This is a genomic window from Edaphosphingomonas haloaromaticamans (assembly GCF_001853345.1).
GTDB classification, from domain to species: domain Bacteria; phylum Pseudomonadota; class Alphaproteobacteria; order Sphingomonadales; family Sphingomonadaceae; genus Sphingomonas_E; species Sphingomonas_E fennica.
Genome location: NZ_MIPT01000001.1, coordinates 3920939 through 3936955, shown reverse-complemented (window position 1 = coordinate 3936955; position 16017 = coordinate 3920939). Strand labels below are relative to the sequence as shown.

16 protein-coding genes are annotated in these 16017 nt (G+C 63.5%); 12 read left to right on the top strand and 4 right to left on the bottom strand.

Annotated features, from left to right (window positions below; translation table 11 throughout):
- Positions 1–86: 86 nt before the first annotated feature.
- Together BHE75_RS18270 and BHE75_RS18265 are read right to left on the bottom strand one after the other, a co-directional pair.
- A complete protein-coding gene (locus BHE75_RS18270; protein ID WP_139181770.1) occupies positions 87–869 on the bottom strand; it encodes a Crp/Fnr family transcriptional regulator in 783 nt (260 codons plus the stop codon).
- On the bottom strand, positions 802–1260 hold the full coding sequence (locus BHE75_RS18265; protein ID WP_070934721.1) for a response regulator: 459 nt from the start codon (positions 1258–1260) through the stop codon (positions 802–804). Before BHE75_RS18265 ends, BHE75_RS18270 begins: the two co-directional genes overlap by 68 nt.
- A gap of 512 nt (positions 1261–1772) precedes the next feature.
- Here BHE75_RS18265 and BHE75_RS25250 point away from each other — a divergent pair.
- Positions 1773–4565 carry a cation-translocating P-type ATPase gene (locus BHE75_RS25250; RefSeq protein WP_070934720.1) on the top strand — a complete coding sequence of 931 codons (2793 nt, stop codon included), beginning with the start codon at positions 1773–1775 and terminating at the stop codon, positions 4563–4565.
- Here the strand turns inward: BHE75_RS25250 and BHE75_RS18255 are convergent.
- Together BHE75_RS18255 and BHE75_RS18250 are read right to left on the bottom strand one after the other, a co-directional pair.
- Entirely contained in the window at positions 4514–5014 is a 501-nt protein-coding gene (locus BHE75_RS18255) for a hypothetical protein (protein ID WP_139181769.1), read from the bottom strand. The genes BHE75_RS25250 and BHE75_RS18255 overlap by 52 nt on opposite strands.
- Positions 4992–5372, bottom strand: a complete 381-nt coding sequence (locus tag BHE75_RS18250) for a DUF5132 domain-containing protein (RefSeq protein WP_084653305.1) — start codon at positions 5370–5372, stop codon at positions 4992–4994. The genes BHE75_RS18255 and BHE75_RS18250 overlap by 23 nt, the downstream gene beginning before the upstream one ends.
- A 485-nt stretch (positions 5373–5857) precedes the next feature.
- Between BHE75_RS18250 and BHE75_RS18245 the strand changes: the two genes are divergently transcribed.
- From BHE75_RS18245 to BHE75_RS18195, 11 genes are all read left to right on the top strand, one after another.
- Entirely contained in the window at positions 5858–6436 is a 579-nt protein-coding gene (locus tag BHE75_RS18245) for a hypothetical protein (RefSeq protein WP_254684499.1), read from the top strand.
- A gap of 246 nt (positions 6437–6682) precedes the next feature.
- Positions 6683–7015, top strand: coding sequence for an ArsR/SmtB family transcription factor (locus BHE75_RS18240; protein ID WP_070934717.1), 333 nt, complete (start codon positions 6683–6685; stop codon positions 7013–7015).
- A gap of 11 nt (positions 7016–7026) precedes the next feature.
- On the top strand, positions 7027–7554 hold the full coding sequence (locus BHE75_RS18235) for an arsenate reductase ArsC (RefSeq protein ID WP_043152291.1): 528 nt from the start codon (positions 7027–7029) through the stop codon (positions 7552–7554).
- Positions 7554–7985, top strand: coding sequence for an arsenate reductase (glutaredoxin) (arsC, locus tag BHE75_RS18230; protein ID WP_070934716.1), 432 nt, complete (start codon positions 7554–7556; stop codon positions 7983–7985). The genes BHE75_RS18235 and arsC overlap by 1 nt, the downstream gene beginning before the upstream one ends.
- Positions 7982–9055 carry an ACR3 family arsenite efflux transporter gene (gene arsB / locus BHE75_RS18225; protein ID WP_070934715.1) on the top strand — a complete coding sequence of 358 codons (1074 nt, stop codon included), beginning with the start codon at positions 7982–7984 and terminating at the stop codon, positions 9053–9055. Before arsC ends, arsB begins: the two co-directional genes overlap by 4 nt.
- On the top strand, positions 9055–9795 hold the full coding sequence (arsH, locus tag BHE75_RS18220) for an arsenical resistance protein ArsH (protein ID WP_070934714.1): 741 nt from the start codon (positions 9055–9057) through the stop codon (positions 9793–9795). The genes arsB and arsH overlap by 1 nt, the downstream gene beginning before the upstream one ends.
- A gap of 577 nt (positions 9796–10372) precedes the next feature.
- Positions 10373–12952, top strand: coding sequence for an ATP-dependent chaperone ClpB (gene clpB, locus BHE75_RS18215; RefSeq protein ID WP_070934713.1), 2580 nt, complete (start codon positions 10373–10375; stop codon positions 12950–12952).
- A gap of 93 nt (positions 12953–13045) precedes the next feature.
- Positions 13046–13612: an HdeD family acid-resistance protein gene (locus BHE75_RS18210; protein ID WP_070934712.1), complete on the top strand. Its 567-nt coding sequence runs from the start codon at positions 13046–13048 to the stop codon at positions 13610–13612.
- A gap of 97 nt (positions 13613–13709) precedes the next feature.
- Complete coding sequence (locus BHE75_RS18205; RefSeq protein ID WP_070934711.1) at positions 13710–14609, top strand: DnaJ C-terminal domain-containing protein; 900 nt, start codon at positions 13710–13712, stop codon at positions 14607–14609.
- The gene (locus BHE75_RS18200; RefSeq protein ID WP_070934710.1) at positions 14606–14947 is read left to right on the top strand and encodes a chaperone modulator CbpM; all 342 of its coding nucleotides are present in this window, start codon (positions 14606–14608) and stop codon (positions 14945–14947) included. Before BHE75_RS18205 ends, BHE75_RS18200 begins: the two co-directional genes overlap by 4 nt.
- Before the next feature lie 151 nt (positions 14948–15098).
- Complete coding sequence (locus tag BHE75_RS18195; RefSeq protein ID WP_070934709.1) at positions 15099–15683, top strand: RNA polymerase sigma factor; 585 nt, start codon at positions 15099–15101, stop codon at positions 15681–15683.
- Positions 15684–16017: the final 334 nt, after the last annotated feature.

Genomic DNA, 16017 nt, shown 5'->3' with positions numbered 1-16017 from the left:
CGGAGTGCACAGAGTGATGACCGTTCGCGCACGCGTCTGTTCGATGTCGAACATAGCATGAGCGTTTCCGAACCTTTCCCGAAAAATCAGCCGCTCGGCTGCGTTTCCGGACCGAACAATCGATTCATCTCTGCGGTGGTCTCGGCGTAGCATTCGCATGAGGTCTCCTCGAGACCCGCCCGGTCGACGATCGTAATGATCCCACGCACATAGTCGATGTATCCCGCCCTATGGAGCACCTTGGCGGTCAGCGAGACGCTGGAGCGGGTTGTTCCAAGCATCGTCGCGAGGAACTCGTGCGTGAGCGGAAAGCTGTCGGCAAGCGCGCTGTCATGGCTCGTCAGCAGCCAACGACAGCAGCGCTCCTCGAGCGTATGCAGTCGGTTACAAGCCGCAGTCTGTGCGAGCTGGCCAAAGGCGAAGCGCCAGTACCGCTCCATCATCCGCCTCAGATCGCGATCCCGCTCGAGCTCGCGCGAAAGGAAAGTTCGGCTGATCTTGAGCGCGCTGCCCGGCACCTGCACCATCGTCTCGGTGATCGCCACATCGACGCCGAACAGCGCATTGGAATCGGTGATGCCCTCGAGACCGATCGCGCCCACTTCGACGGAGCGGCCGTCGCGCATCACCTTGACCATCGAGATGATGCCCCGGTTTACGAAATAGAGATGCTGGATCAACCCATTAACATGATCGATGACGGCCCCCGACTCCGTCCGAATAAGCTCCATCTCGGGTGTCAGCCGTGCGAGCGTTGCCGGAGGCAGCGAGAGCAAAAGGCGGTTGGTGATTGGCTCCCTTTCACTGACCATCGTGACGCGCTCCGCCTGACTGACGGTGCGCATGCAAGAGACGGTCGATAGTGTCACCGACGGCTCCTTCGCGGAACGGCTTCTCGATCACCGCCCCAAAGCCGAGGCTGGCAGCTCGCTCCTGAAGGCCTGGGGCGGCGTAGGCGGTAATCAATATGGCGGGTCCATTCCAATCCCGCGAACGCAGGCGCGACAAAANCTCGAAGCCGTCGAGTTCGTCGAGCCGATAGTCTGCCACCAGGCAGGCAGCGCTTGTGCAAAACGGATCGTCGAGCAGCGTCTTTCCGGTCGCGTGCGCCCTGACGTCATAGCCCCGCGCCTGCAAGGCCAGCTGAAGCGATCGCCTGACCGCGGGATCGTCCTCTGCAAGCAGGATCTTCGGCTGTCCTGAATCCGAAACAGTGTTTCGGTATGTTATGTCGTTCCGTTCGGAGAGGAGATATTGCATCGCTCCCGATACCGGGCACTACTGCGCGGTGCGTTACGTAAAGCCCCGGATGGGGCGTCATCAGTCCCGCGCACCACTTCGGAGAGGCGCAAGACGCTCAGTTCGTGATGGCCCGCGACCACCTCGCTTGTGTCGGAATTTGTGCCGCGGTCACGTCCCCGGGGATGTGACCGCGGCGATCTGCTCACGCCACTCTGCCGCGCGGTGCCGGGGGCTGCGGACCAGTGAACTCTGGCTCGCAAAGCGACGACGTTGAGGGAACATACCAATCTGCTGCGGTCTCTCGATGATGTAACGCCTGCGGACATATGATTGGTCATGCTTCCCGGGCAGCGTCCGGAAGAATGAAAGGATCGCGAATACCAGTGGCGATTTCGATACATCATCACATTCCGGGTCGGACGCGATTGCGGTTTTCTCCATGGCCTGCCGATGACGCGTTACGGCGTTTCCGAAGCAGATTGGTGGCTCGCGGTTGCCGTGTAGGGGAGGGCAATGCCTTCTTGGGCAGCATGCTTGTCGAACATGATCCCGCGGTGACCATTGCCGCCATCGTCTCCTGGTTGGAGGAATCGACGCCGATCGAGGCGGCCGCCGAGCCAGATGACCGGCTTTCCCGCTCCGGTCCGCGGCGACCGAGGCTTTTGGACGAACCGCCATTGGAGAGTGACGCCATTTTCCGTTCGCGGGGCGAGGATATCCTCGAGCTGTTGCGTAGCGGGGCGGACGGTCTTTCTGCGAACGAGGCGCGCCGCCGGCTCGCCGTCTACGGGCCGAACCGGACTCCGCCGCCGCTCGGCCGCTCGCAGCGGGATATGGTCGCGGCGCAGTTCACGGGCTTGCCGGTGGCGCTGCTGTTCGGATCGGCGGTTCTTTCCTTCGCCACCGGTGGCCTGCTGGACGCCGCTTTGACGATCGGCGTCGTACTCGCCAACGCCGCCATCGGCTTCTCTTCGGAAAATGCCACGGAGCGCCTTATCCGCCGCCTGTCGCGGCCGACGGAGCATATGGCGGAGGTCCAGCGTGACGGCAATCGCCTTGAGGTGCTCGCCGCGACGATCGTGCCCGGCGATATCCTCGTCCTCGCGCCGGGCCAGTTCGTGCCCGCCGATGCCCGAATTCTCGAATGCCGGGATCTGACGGTGGATGAATCGACGCTGACGGGCGAGAGCCTGCCAGTTCGAAAGCACGCCAAGGTGCTGGACCAGGCGCCGGTCGCAGTCGCCGACCGGCACAATATCGTCCACGATGGAACGATCGTCAGCGGTGGAGACGGGCGCGCAGTCGTCTTTCGTACAGGCAGCGGCACGGAGGCCGCACGAACCCGCGCCTTGATCGATCTTGCGCGTCCGCCCCGACCCGTCATCGAGGAGGAGCTCTCGTCCCTCAGCGGCCGTCTCGCATTGCTCTGCGTCGGCGCATCGAGCGTTGTGTTCCTGGTCGGGCTACTGCGCGGCGAGCCACTGCTGGCCATGGCGCGAAGCGCGGTCGCGCTCGCCGTCGCTGCCATTCCCGAGGGTCTTCCGGCCATCGCGACCACGACACTTGCGCTGGGCGCAAGGGCGATGGAGCGCGAGCAGGCTTTTGTTCGGGCGCTGCCCGCGGTCGAGGCCCTGGGCACCATCGACACCATCTGCCTCGACAAGACCGGCACCCTGACCGAGAACAGGATGGCGGTCGTGGGGGTCGCCATCGGAGAAGAGGTTCGGCGGACTTCGGCGGACGGGCATAGCGATGGCCTAGCCCCAGACCTGCTGCGGGCCATCGCCGAAGCCTTGGCGCTGTGCAATGAGGCAAATCTGGCAATGCAGACGGGATCCTCCACCGAACTGGCGCTTCTTCGCTTTTGCAGTGACACCGGCATCGACCCCGATGCCGTCCAACAACAGTCGCCGATAGTGCGCCTGCAGAGCCGGGATCAGGCGCATCGATGGATGGCGACGGCGCATCGCCTCAACGGCGCGGATTATGTCGCGGTCAAGGGCGCGCCGGACGAATTGCTCGCGCTTGCCGCCCACGAACTGACGGAGGATGGGCTTCGGCCGCTCGACGAGGAACGGCGTCGCCGGATCCTTGCCACCAATGAGACGCTCGCCCGGGAAGGCTTGCGGGTGCTCGGCGTTGCAAGGAAGGAAGGTGATCTTCGCGACGGATTGCCGGACGACCTCGTCTGGCTGGGCCTCGTGGCGCTCGCTGACCCTGTCCGCGCGGAGGCGCAGGAAGCGGTCGAGATCTTTCACCGCGCCGGCATTCGAACGATCATTATCACCGGAGACCAGCCGGCCACCGCGCTTTCGGTCGCCGAAGCGGTCGCCGTGTCACGGACCGGCATCATCCCCGTCGTGGACGGCGCGAACCTTGCGGATCTCGACGATCAGGCGCTTGGCGCTTTGGCGCTCCGGACGTCGGTCTTCGCCCGTGTCAGCCCTGGTGACAAGCTGCGCATCGTCCGCGCGCTTCAGGGCGCGGGCCGGCGCGTGGCGATGATCGGGGATGGCGTCAACGACGGTCCCGCGCTCAGGGCTGCTGCGGTAGGCGTCGCCATGGGAAGGCAGGGAACCGATGTCGCGCGCGAGGTGGCGGACATCGTGATCGCCGACGATGATTTACGGGCGTTGGCACGGGCGATCGCCCGCGGGCGCGCGACCGATGACAGCATCGGCGCGGCCACCCGCTATTTCCTGTCGACGAACCTGTCGGAGGTGCTCCTCATGCTCGGCGAAACCCTGCATGGCCGGGGCGGGCTCGAAACGCCGATGGAGTTGTTCTGGCTCAATCTGGTGACGGACATCATGCCAGGTCTGGGGCTGGCGATGGCCGAGCCGCGCGGCGACGTGATGACACGCCCCCCGCGCGCTGCGGATGCGCCGCTGTTCGGCCACGACGAGCTTCGGGACCTCGGCTTCGACGGCGCGCACCTCGCTGCGTCGGCGTTGGCCGCCCATCTCATCCTGTTGGCGCGCAAGGGCGCCGGACCACAGGCACGCGCGGCGACCTTCATAACATTGTCGCTGGCGCAGTTTGCCCACGCCTGGGGGCTGCGTGACCGGACGCCCGGATCGGTCGCAGGTCGAGTGGTATCGGAGACACGGCTTGGCGGCGCATTGGCAGCGGCTTGCGGACTGCTTGCCGCGCCTTTCCTGATCCGACCACTGCGAACGCTGCTCGGGCTGGGTGTGCCCGGTCCGGGCGACCTGGCGCTCTCCGCCGGGCTGGCGGCGACCTCTTTCGGCGTCGGCGAACTGCGACGGACTCAGCGAATGAATGTTCGCAGTGGCCGGGCCATCGACAGGGTGGCGGCCTGACCGAGGAGGGTCAGCGCCGGTCCGGCAACCCTGCCTCTTGCGAGCTGGATCACGCCTCCGGCCACAAGCCCCGCGAAAGCCAGGCTCCACAGATCCGCACGGCCGTCCGTCAGGCGCGCTATCGCTCCGTCGACCGTGCCAAGCTTCTGTGCGGCGGCGCCCATCGGATCGATCGGCTGAAGATGCGTGATGGACGAAGCAATCTGGATGCCTTCTCTGGCGATCGACTCCCGCAACTCATCAAAATCGCCTCGGTGTCTGATAACGATGCTGCCGCTTGTCGGCCTGATCTCGGCGGAGTCTATGCCCGGAATCGCGGCCAATGCCGTAGCAAGCGACTCAAGCCGCGTGCTGTGGGGCAGGGGACGATCGAGCACGATCCGGACGCGTCCGGGCATACGGTGCTTGAGATGACCACGCGTCGTTTCAGCTTTTGGACTGCGATCCATCGACGGCGTCCTTCTCCTGGCTGGCTGCTCCTTGCGTGGCCGCGGTTGCGGAAGCGGCCTCTGGCGCCGGTGTTTGCTTCATCTCATGGGCGACCTCGGCGACCAGGTCCTCGACATCTTCAGCGAAACGCGCGGCCGCGCCGCGAACTGCTGCATAGCCGGCAAGACCGGCCCGCAGCGCCCGTTTGGCCGCAGGCCTCGTCGTTTCCCACGGGATCGACGCCACCAGGGTGCCACCCGCTCCGACCACCATTCCCCAGAAGAAGCTGCCGCGCATGATCGTTCCCGTATTTTCCTGCCGCCATGGCAAATCGAGCCGTGCCTTTCGCTCGGCTTGAGCCGACTCTGCACGAGCCATATGAAAATCTGTGGCTGATCCGAGCCTGCCTCATGCTCTTAACCGGACGAATTCGTATACATACGTAGGTCCCGGCGATCACCGTCCCTCATAGTCCTTCCACTGGATGCGAAGCGACAATCTTGTCGCAGCGGTCGTCCTTCAGCCAGAAGCCCAGGTGCCGTGCCGACGCGGAAGGTTCCTTGCCGCGGTGGAAGCGCTTGGGGACCGGCAGCAAGCCCAACGATCTGGTCAACCGTACCGCACATATAGGAGGAACTCGGAATAGCCGATGATCCCGATGCAGCAAAGCCGGTGGCCAGCCGCGGCAGGAAGGCGCTGCCGAGGGCAGCGTCCAACGCCACATGATGTCCTGCACGAAGTGGTTCTGGCAAGGACCGATGGACCGGTCCTCATCGTGGGCAGAAATCTCCCATCGCTTGGGACTTAGGGGAATTCCTTACAGAGGGACCTGCCTGACGCATCTAAAACCCTATATTTCGGATATGACGGTCTTGCCCACTTACTGCCCACGCAAGTCGACGGCAGCCGCCGGGGTTCCGCTCTGCGCCCTGCTGATCGCTTCGCTTCTGCTGGCCGGCTGCATTCCCCATAGCCCGCCGCCCAAGACCGGCGCAGCCGCGCCACCCGTCGCGCAGCCGGAAAGCAAGATAGACCAGACGGGCAGGAGGGCGGGCGAGATCGTGACCCAGCCGGTTCGCGACGTCGGTGTGGCCGCGACCAATATTCCGCCGGTGTTGGAAAGAGCGAGCGAGAACCCCTACAGCCTCGACGGCCTTAGAGCCTGCACCGAACTGGCCCGTGCGGTAACCGAACTGAGCGCGGTGCTTGGACCGGACTTCATTGTCGGTGCGAAACAGCAAGAGAACAGCGCCGGAAAATTTGCAGAGGCCGGCGGCCAGATGGTGGTGAACTCGCTCATTCCCTTCCGGGGACTGGTGCGGGAGGCGACCGGCGCGGCGCCGGCGCAGCGTCGCCTCAACACCGCGATCGATGCGGGTTTTGCGCGACGGGGCTTCCTGCGCGGCATCCACCAGGCAAGAGGCTGCCGTCCGCCGCTCTGAGGCGCCGGGAACGCGTCCTCAAGAGGCTGGACGTCGCGGCGACCGATCCTAAAGAAGGTCTCCTTCCCGACGGTTGCGGACGACCGTACCGTCGGGAAGGCCGCTGCTGAAGAGATTCGCGCCGCTTGAGCGACCCGAACGGCTCTCCCGGCTGGGCCGCGATCCGGCTGGGGATGTTGGAAAAGCATGTAAATCGCTGTGAATGTCGTCGTTGATCATTATCCATATATCCGTTAATGTAGATATATGGATAATGATTCGGCCATCGCCACTTTAGGCGCTCTCGCGCAGGGCACCCGCCTCGACGCCTTCCGGCTTCTGGTCCGGCATGAGCCCGACGGGCTCGCTGCCGGCGAGATCGCCAAGGCGCTGGGCGTTCCCCAGAACACCATGTCGGTTCACCTGGCCACGCTCTCACGAGCCGGATTGATCCGATCCGAGCGGCGCAGCCGGGTCATCAACTATCGCGCCGAGCTGGACCAGTTGAAGACGCTGACCCTGTTTCTCGTGAAGGATTGCTGTGGCGGCAACGCGGCGCTGTGCGCGCCATTGATCGCCGAACTCGCCCCCTGCTGCTGATGGAGTCTGCCATGTCCGACCGCATCTTCAACGTCCTCTTCCTGTGCACCGGCAACTCGGCCCGCTCGATTCTTGCGGAGAGCGCCCTCACCAAGCTGGGCGGCGGTCGCTTCCGTGCCTTTTCGGCCGGGAGCTACCCCAAGGGCGCGATCAACCCTGACGCGCTCGCTCTGCTCGAGCGGATTGAATATCCTACAGAAGGTCTCCGTTCGAAGAGCTGGGACGAGTTCGCCGTGCCTGGCGCGCCCGTGATGGATTTCGTGTTCACCGTCTGCGACGACGCGGCGGGCGAGGTCTGCCCGATCTGGCCGGGTCATCCTGTCACCGCCCATTGGGGGATCGAGGATCCAAGCCACGTCCAGGGTTCGCAGATCGAGCGGGAGCGCGCGTTCGTGACAGCGCTGCGCTATCTTGAGAACCGCATCAAGCTCTTCGCGGCGTTGCCCTTCGACAGGCTCGACGCCATGGCTTTGCGGGCCCGTGTCCGTGAGATCGGGCATGGCGAAGGCGCGAGCAGCCGTCGCGGGGACGCAGCCTGATGCCGGCCGATATCATAATCTACCACAATCCCGATTGCGGCACCTCCCGCAACACGCTGGCGATGATCCGCAATGCTGGAATCGAACCGCATGTGATCGACTATCTGAAGACTCCTCCGTCGCGGTCGATGCTTATGTGGCTGATCGAGCGCATGGGTATTACCACGCGCTCTTTGCTGCGCGAGAAGGGCACGCCTTTCGCTGAGTTGGGGCTCGATAACCCGTCGCTGAGTGATGGGCAGCTTGTCGATGCGATGATGGCGCATTCAATCTTGATCAACCGCCCGATCGTAGTGTCACCGCTCGGCGTCAAGCTCTGCCGCCCTTCCGAGGACGTGCTCGATCTGCTGCCGAGCGATCAGCGTGGCGCCTTCGCGAAGGAAGATGGCGAACGCATTGTCGATGACCGCGGCCAGCGGGTCGCATCATGAACGCCACCACTGCTGGAACGTTGGCGCCGGCCAGGTCGGCGATCAGCACATTCGAACGCTATCTCAGCGTCTGGGTAGCGCTTTGCATCATCGTCGGCATCGCACTCGGCTATGCACTGCCCGGCCTGTTCGGCGTGATTGCGTCGACCGAGGTTGCGCGGGTCAACCTCATCGTTGCGGTTCTGATCTGGCTGATGATCGTCCCGATGCTGCTCAAGATCGATCTTGGCGCGCTCGGTTCGGTCAGGCAGCATTGGAAGGGAGTCGGCATAACGCTGTTCATCAACTGGGCGGTAAAGCCCTTCTCGATGGCGCTGCTCGGCACCCTGTTCCTGGGCTGGCTGTTTCGGCCGCTGTTGCCGGAGGCTGAGATCAGCTCCTATATCGCCGGACTGATCCTGCTTGCCGCAGCGCCCTGCACGGCGATGGTGTTCGTCTGGTCCAATCTCTGCGATGGTGACCCGACCTACACGCTGAGCCAGGTCGCGCTCAACGACACCATCATGGTGTTCGCGTTCGCCCCGCTGGTCGGCCTTCTCCTCGGCGTCGCATCGATCACCGTACCCTGGGACACGCTGCTGATCTCGGTCCTACTCTACATCGTCGTGCCGGTGATCGTCGCGCAGGTCATTCGGGGTGCCGTGCTCTCGTCGGGCGGACAGCCCGCGCTTGACCGGCTGCTCAGCCGTCTTGGCCCAGTATCTTTGGTCGCGTTGCTGACGACTCTGGTGCTGCTGTTCGGATTCCAGGGGCAGGCGATCATAGCCCATCCGCTGGTGATCGCGCTGATCGCCGTGCCGATTCTCATCCAGGTCTATTTCAACGCAGGGCTCGCCTATTGGCTGAGCCGTCGGTTCGGCGTGGCATGGTGCGTTGCCGCCCCCGCCGCATTGATCGGCGCGTCCAACTTCTTCGAGCTGGCGGTCGCTGCCGCGATCAGTCTGTTCGGCCTCAACTCCGGCGCAGCGCTTGCTACCGTCGTCGGCGTGCTGGTCGAAGTTCCGGTCATGCTGTCCGTGGTCAGAATCGTGAAGGCGACACGCCCCTGGTATGAGCGTCGGGTAGCCTGATGTCGCGCCTTCGTTCCCTTGCCGACCCTGATGACCTGCCGGCGCTCGATCGGTCGCTCGTTAGACCTAGTCCCGCCGTCGGCCTCGGTTCGCTCGAACATCCGCCCCGCATCTTGCTGCTTTACGGATCCCTGCGGGAGCGATCATTCAGTCGACTCGCGGTCGAGGAGGCGGCGCGCCTGTTGATCCTGTTCGGCGCCGAGGTGCGGATCTTCGATCCGAGCGACCTGCCGCTGCCGGATCAGATCAGGGGGGACGACCATCCGGCGGTCCATGAACTTCGTCAGCACGCGCTCTGGTCCGAGGGCATGGTGTGGTGCAGTCCCGAGCGTCATGGCCAGATCACTGGCATCATGAAGGCGCAGATCGACCATCTGCCGCTGGAGTTTGGCGGTATGCGCCCGACCCAGGGAAGGACGCTCGCGGTGATGCAGGTCTCAGGCGGCTCGCAGTCTTTCAACGCGGTCAACACGCTGCGTCTGCTCGGCCGCTGGATGAGGATGTTCACGATCCCGAACCAATCGAGCATCGCAATGGCATTCAAGGAGTTCGATGAGGCAGGCCGCTTGAGACGCTCCAGCTACTACGACCGCATTGTCGACGTGATGGAAGAGTTGATCCGGTTCACCATTCTGATCCGAGGCCATGCCGAGCAGCTTGTCGATCGATATTCTGAGCGCAAGTCCGAGACCGCCAAGCGCGATGCCGCGAACGACCTGACGTCACGATCGATAGCGTGAGGCCCGCAATTGGGCCAGAACGCCGGGTCTGGCGCCTTATGGCTGTTCTATTCCCGCCAGCCGGACGCTGAATTTGCCCCCCGTCCCCCCGGGCGATGCTGCGAGTCGCCATAATCGGAACGACGATCAGATCGGGCCGGGCCGGGCCGGTTTCACCTGCGGCGCGTCCGCATCAATGGGAAAGGAGCGACATAGAAAGGAGGCACGGCCATGTCGCAGCCATTTCGCCAGAGGTGGGCAGCACAAGCGCTCTTCTCTCCAGCCATGTCCGGCGCAGCCGATCGGCAGATAGCCATGAACATCGCCGGTCCGGACTTGGCTGAATTCCGCGCCCATCGGAACATCCCGTATATTCCTGGGCTTCGGCTTGAAAGATAAGCGCCAAGAATTCTGAGCGAACGAGAGAGGGGGAACAGGCTATGCCAAGAAATCTCCGACTTTGCCGAACCAATCGATAGGGCCTTCATCGGCCGTGTTGGAATCGGTTCGATAACCCTTGGCCATCACGTGCGACGTCGAACCGACAATGGGGTGAGACGCGATCGGTACTCACGCCAAACGGAAAAACGAGGAATCAATGAATCTCGAAAAATTCACCGATCGCGCCAAGGGCTTCCTCCAGAGCGCGCAAACCGTCGCGATCCGCATGAGCCATCAGCGGATAAGCCCGGAACATCTTCTGAAAGCTTTGCTCGAGGATGAGCAGGGCATGGCAAGCGGCCTCATCCGCGCGGCAGGCGGCGATCCCGCCGTGGCGACGCGGCAGACCGACGCCGCGCTCGCCAAGGCGCCATCGGTTTCAGGCAGCGGCGCGCAATCGGCCCCGAGCCTCGATAATGATGCTGTGCGGGTGCTCGATCAGGCCGAGCAGGTCGCGCAGAAGGCGGGCGACAGCTATGTCACCGTCGAGCGGCTGCTTCTTGCGCTAGCGCTGGCCTCAAACACCGCGGCCGGCAAGTCCCTGGCCTCAGCGGGCTTGAAGGCAGAAGCGCTGAATGCGGCGATCAGCGCGCTGCGCAAGGGAAAGACCGCGGACACGGCCTCGGCCGAGGATCGCTACGACGCGCTCAAGAAGTTCGCACGCGACCTCACCGAAGCGGCCCGCGAAGGCAAGCTCGATCCGGTCATCGGCCGCGATGAGGAGATCCGTCGCACCATCCAGATCCTTGCCAGGCGCACGAAGAACAATCCCGTCCTCATCGGCGAACCCGGCGTCGGCAAGACCGCGATCGCCGAAGGGCTCGCCCTGCGCATCGCCAATGGCGACGTGCCCGATACGCTCAAGGACCGCGCGCTGATGGCGCTCGACATGGGCAGCCTGATCGCCGGGGCCAAATATCGCGGCGAGTTCGAGGAGCGGCTGAAGGGTGTGCTCGATGAGGTGAAGGCCGCCGAGGGCCATATCGTCCTGTTCATCGACGAGATGCATACGCTAATCGGCGCCGGCAAGGGCGAAGGCGCGATGGACGCATCCAACCTGCTCAAGCCCGCGCTCGCGCGCGGCGAACTCCATTGCATCGGCGCGACCACGCTCGATGAATATCGCAAGCATGTCGAGAAGGATCCAGCCCTCCAGCGGCGCTTCCAGCCCGTCTTCGTCGGTGAGCCCACGGTCGAAGATACCATCTCGATCCTGCGCGGCCTGAAGGAAAAATATGAGCTGCACCATGGCGTGCGCATCACCGATGGCGCGCTGGTCTCGGCGGCGACCTTGTCCCACCGCTACATCACCGACCGCTTCCTGCCGGACAAGGCGATCGACCTCATGGATGAGGCGGCCTCGCGCCTGCGTATGGAAGTCGAATCCAAGCCCGAGGAGATCGAGAATCTCGATCGGCGCATCATCCAGCTCAAGATCGAGCGGGAGGCGCTGAAAAAGGAGACCGACAAGGCGTCGAAGGACCGACTGGAGACGCTGGAGCAGGATCTCGCCAATCTCGAGCAGCAATCGGCTGAACTCACCTCGCGTTGGCAGGCCGAGAAGGAAAAGATCGCGGGTGAGAGCCGTGTCAAGGAACAGCTCGACGCTGCACGCATCGAGCTCGACCAGGCGCAGCGCTCGGGCGACCTCGCCAAGGCAGGCGAACTGCAATACGGCACCATTCCCACGCTCGAAAAGCAGCTGGCCGACGCGGCGGGCGCAGCCGAAGGCGCGATGCTACGCGAGGAGGTGACAGCGGAGGACATCGCCGGCGTCGTCGCGCGCTGGACCGGCATTCCGGTCGAGCGGATGATGACCGGCGAGCGCGAGAAGCTGCTCGCCATGGAAGAGACGATCGGCAAGCGCGTCATCGGCCAGGCCGATGCGGTCCGCGCCGTGTCGACCGCCGTGCGCCGCGCGCGTGCCGGTCTGCAGGACCCCAATCGGCCCCTGGGCTCATTCCTGTTCCTAGGGCCCACAGGCGTCGGCAAGACCGAGCTCACCAAGGCGCTCGCCGGCTTCCTGTTCGACGACGACAACGCGATGGTTCGCATCGATATGAGCGAGTTCATGGAGAAACACTCGGTCGCCAGGCTGATCGGCGCCCCTCCGGGCTACGTCGGCTATGAAGAGGGCGGCGTGCTGACCGAAGCGGTTCGCCGCCGCCCCTATCAAGTCGTCCTCTTCGACGAGGTCGAGAAGGCGCATGGCGACGTGTTCAACATTCTCCTGCAGGTGCTCGACGACGGGCGGCTGACCGACGGCCAGGGCCGCACGGTCGACTTCACCAACACCATCATCGTGCTGACCAGCAATCTGGGCAGCCAGTATATTGCGGGCCTCGCCGACGACGAATCGGTCGAGAAGGTCGAGGACCAGGTGATGGAAATCGTCCGCGGCCATTTCCGACCGGAATTCCTCAACCGCCTCGACGAGATCATTCTGTTCCACAGGCTCGGCGCCGACCATATGGCGCCCATCGTCGATATTCAGGTCGCCCGCGTCGGCAAGCTGCTCCAGGACCGCAAGATCACGCTCGACCTCACCGATGCGGCCCGCGCCTGGCTCGGCCGCGCCGGCTATGATCCGGTCTACGGCGCGCGGCCATTGAAACGCGCGGTGCAACGCTTTCTCCAGGATCCGCTCGCCGACTTGATCCTCCAGGGCGAGATCCGCGACGGATCGACCGTCCATATCGATGAGGGTGACGGAGCACTCGTGCTGAAGATAGGCTAAGAGTTACGATGGCCGCCTGGAATAGCGTGGGACTGAATTGGGCGACAGCAGCAGTTGACGAAGGATTGCCCGAACGAATTAGGGAGAAAGCTTATGAGCGCGCACGAAGCAAATAAGGGGGTCTGGGGTTCGCCGTTTCCGGCATCCACCGGTTGGGGATGGGTTCTGACCTATGGCGTGCTCCTGATCCTGGGCGGGATCCTGGCTTTCCTGAACCCGCTCGCGACGGGCTTTGCCGCCGGCGTGATCTTCGGAGCGATATTGCTTGCCTATGGCGTCATCGCGATAGTCGCTGGACTGTCAGCCTTTTCCACCCGATCGAAGGTGCTGGAGTTGCTCCTCGGCGTCGTGGCGGTACTCGCTGGCCTCTTCGTGCTGTTCGATCCATTCCAGGGTGCCGCATCGCTCGCTTGGGCGATCGGGCTGTGGCTGTTCGTCTCAGGAGTTTCCCAGCTTTTCTATGGACTGAAAGGTACGCATGACAAGGGATGGAGGCTGTTGCTCGGCGTCGTCGATATCGGGCTGGGTACCTATCTGGTGATCAGCGGCCCGCTGGCAGGGCTTGCCTTCGTGGCGGCGATCATCGGCTTCAGCTTTCTCTTCCGCGGTGTTTTCCTTATCTCACTTGCCTTTGGCCTGAGGCGGCTGAAGTCCGCGTGACGAGGGGATGCGGCCAGGAGATGGATATACCGAGGCTGACGGCGAATGCTGCGGAAGGGTTCGCGCCGATCCTCAGCGCGACCAGGAGGCGTAGCAGGTGAGCAATCCATATGAAGTTCTCGGCGTCGCCGCGTCCGCGAGCGGGGACGATATCCAGAAAGCGTATCGCAAGCTCGCGAAGAAGCTCCATCCGGACCTCAACCCTGGCGACAAGTCGGCCGAGGACAAGTTCAAGCAAGTCGCAGGCGCCTACGATCTGCTGAGCAACCCGGAGAAACGCAGGCGTTACGACACGGGCGAGATCGACGAGACCGGCGCAGAGCGGCCCCAACAGCAATATTATCGTGACTATGCCGGGTCGGACCCAGGCCATTATTCGAGTAACGCCGGCTTTGCGGATTTTGCCGCAGGCGACGATCCGTTCGCCGAACTCTTCCGTCGCAGCGCACAGGCGCGCGCCAATCGCCGCGGGCAGGACCTGCACTATCGCCTTTCGGTCAGCTTCGTGGAGTCGATCACCGGCGGTTCACAGCGGATAACCCTGCCAGCGGGCGGCACGCTCGACGTGACGATCCCGGCGGGCGTCGTTGATGGTCAATCGCTGCGCCTCAAGGGCAAGGGCGCACCTGGCGCCGGCAAGGGCGGCCCAGGAGACGCATATATCGAGATCGAGGTTCAATCCGACCCACGCTTCCTCCGCAATGGCGACGACATCACGATCGACGTTCCGATCTCGCTGAGGGAAGCCGTCCTCGGCGGCAAGATCCGCGTTCCCACGCCAACCGGTGATGTGACGATGACCGTGCCGGCCAATTCGAACAGTGGCAGCACGCTGCGCCTCAAAGGCAAGGGTGCCCCTCGGCTGGGCGGCGGTCGTGGCGATCAATTCGTGAAGCTCGGGATCGTGCTGCCCAAGCCGGCCGATCCGGAACTCATACAATTCGTTTCGACCTGGGAAGCCGGCAAGAATTTCAATCCTCGTGAGGCCTCGCGATGATAGACCTGGACGAATTTCTATCCCACTCGGGGATCGAACTCCGCTCGCTCGAGCAGTGGATCGATCGCGAATGGCTCCTTGGCGAGCGCAGATCCACGACCATCGTCCTGACCGACATGGACGCGGCCCGCGCGCGCCTCATACATGATCTGAAGCGAGACTTCGGCGTGAACGACGAAGGCGTCGACATCGTGCTCCACCTCGTGGATCAACTGCATGGCCTTCGCCAGGTGCTCGCACAGATGCGAACGGAAGCGCAGGCCGCGCGGCGCCGGGATATCCGGCGATCGCGAGGCCGCAAACCGGGTCCGATTCTCGCTCCGCGGCGCAGGTCGTAACCGGGCCATGAGTCCTGCTGAAAGGGCCTAGCTCCTCACAACATCTGCGCCACAGCTTCTATCCGCACCGAACTCGGTCAGCTGCGGTGAGAGCAAACAACGAGTTCACGTCGGAATTGGCGAACCGATCCCTGCTAAAGTCTGGAAGGCAATGATTGACGACTCGGAACCACTCCAGCCTGCGCAGGCGAGCGAATTCGACGCTTCGTTCCAAGCGACCAACCAGAGCCCGGTTGAGCAACTTCTTGCCCTTCTTGAGATTGAATATGAGGCGCTGCAGATGCGCCTCTCGGCGCATCTGCGTTCCTCCGAGGCTGCAGCTGAGGCGCTCCACGACGTCTATGTCAAGCTGAGGGCAGATCCGAGCATCGTGGAGGTACGAAATCCAAGATCCTATCTTTACCGGATGGCGATCAATCTGGCCCATAACCAGCGCCGCAAGAACAACCGGATTTGCCCTGCGGACGAGGCTGCGATCACCGAGTTGCCCGACACTGCCCCGGATCCGGAACGCAGAGCGATCGCGGCCGACGAAATGAGTAGGGCCTTGGACGCACTCGACGCCTTGCCTGCGAAGCGCCGTGAGATCTTTCTTGCGAAATGGCGGGATGAAAAGTCGCAGATCGAGATCGCCCACGAGTTTGGTTTGCACAAGCGATCGGTTCAGAAGGAACTGGCCAAAGCGGAACAATATCTCCGAAAGGCCATTCGCCGTTCCGGCTGGCGCTTGCCCTAGTCGCTCGGCATTGCCGGGTTTGGCCGCACTCGCCCAAAGGCAGAAACACAGACTGCAAAAAATAGGGCGCCTTTCGTGTCGGCGAGGTGTAACCGTGTTCTGAAGGCCGCCTTGCGGGAAGCTGCTCCGCAGTGCTGATAGCCGCTTTTTGCGAGGAGCGGTGATGAGCGAGGATATCGAAGCGTCGGGGGCGAGTGCTCTTACGACCGGTCATATGAGTGATCGTATGAGCAGTCGGATCGCGGTGGTCGGCGGGCGTCGCCGTTGGTCGGTGGAACAGAAGCTGTCCATTCTGCGCGAGGCGTTTGGCCCCGACGGCTCGGTCGGGGCGACG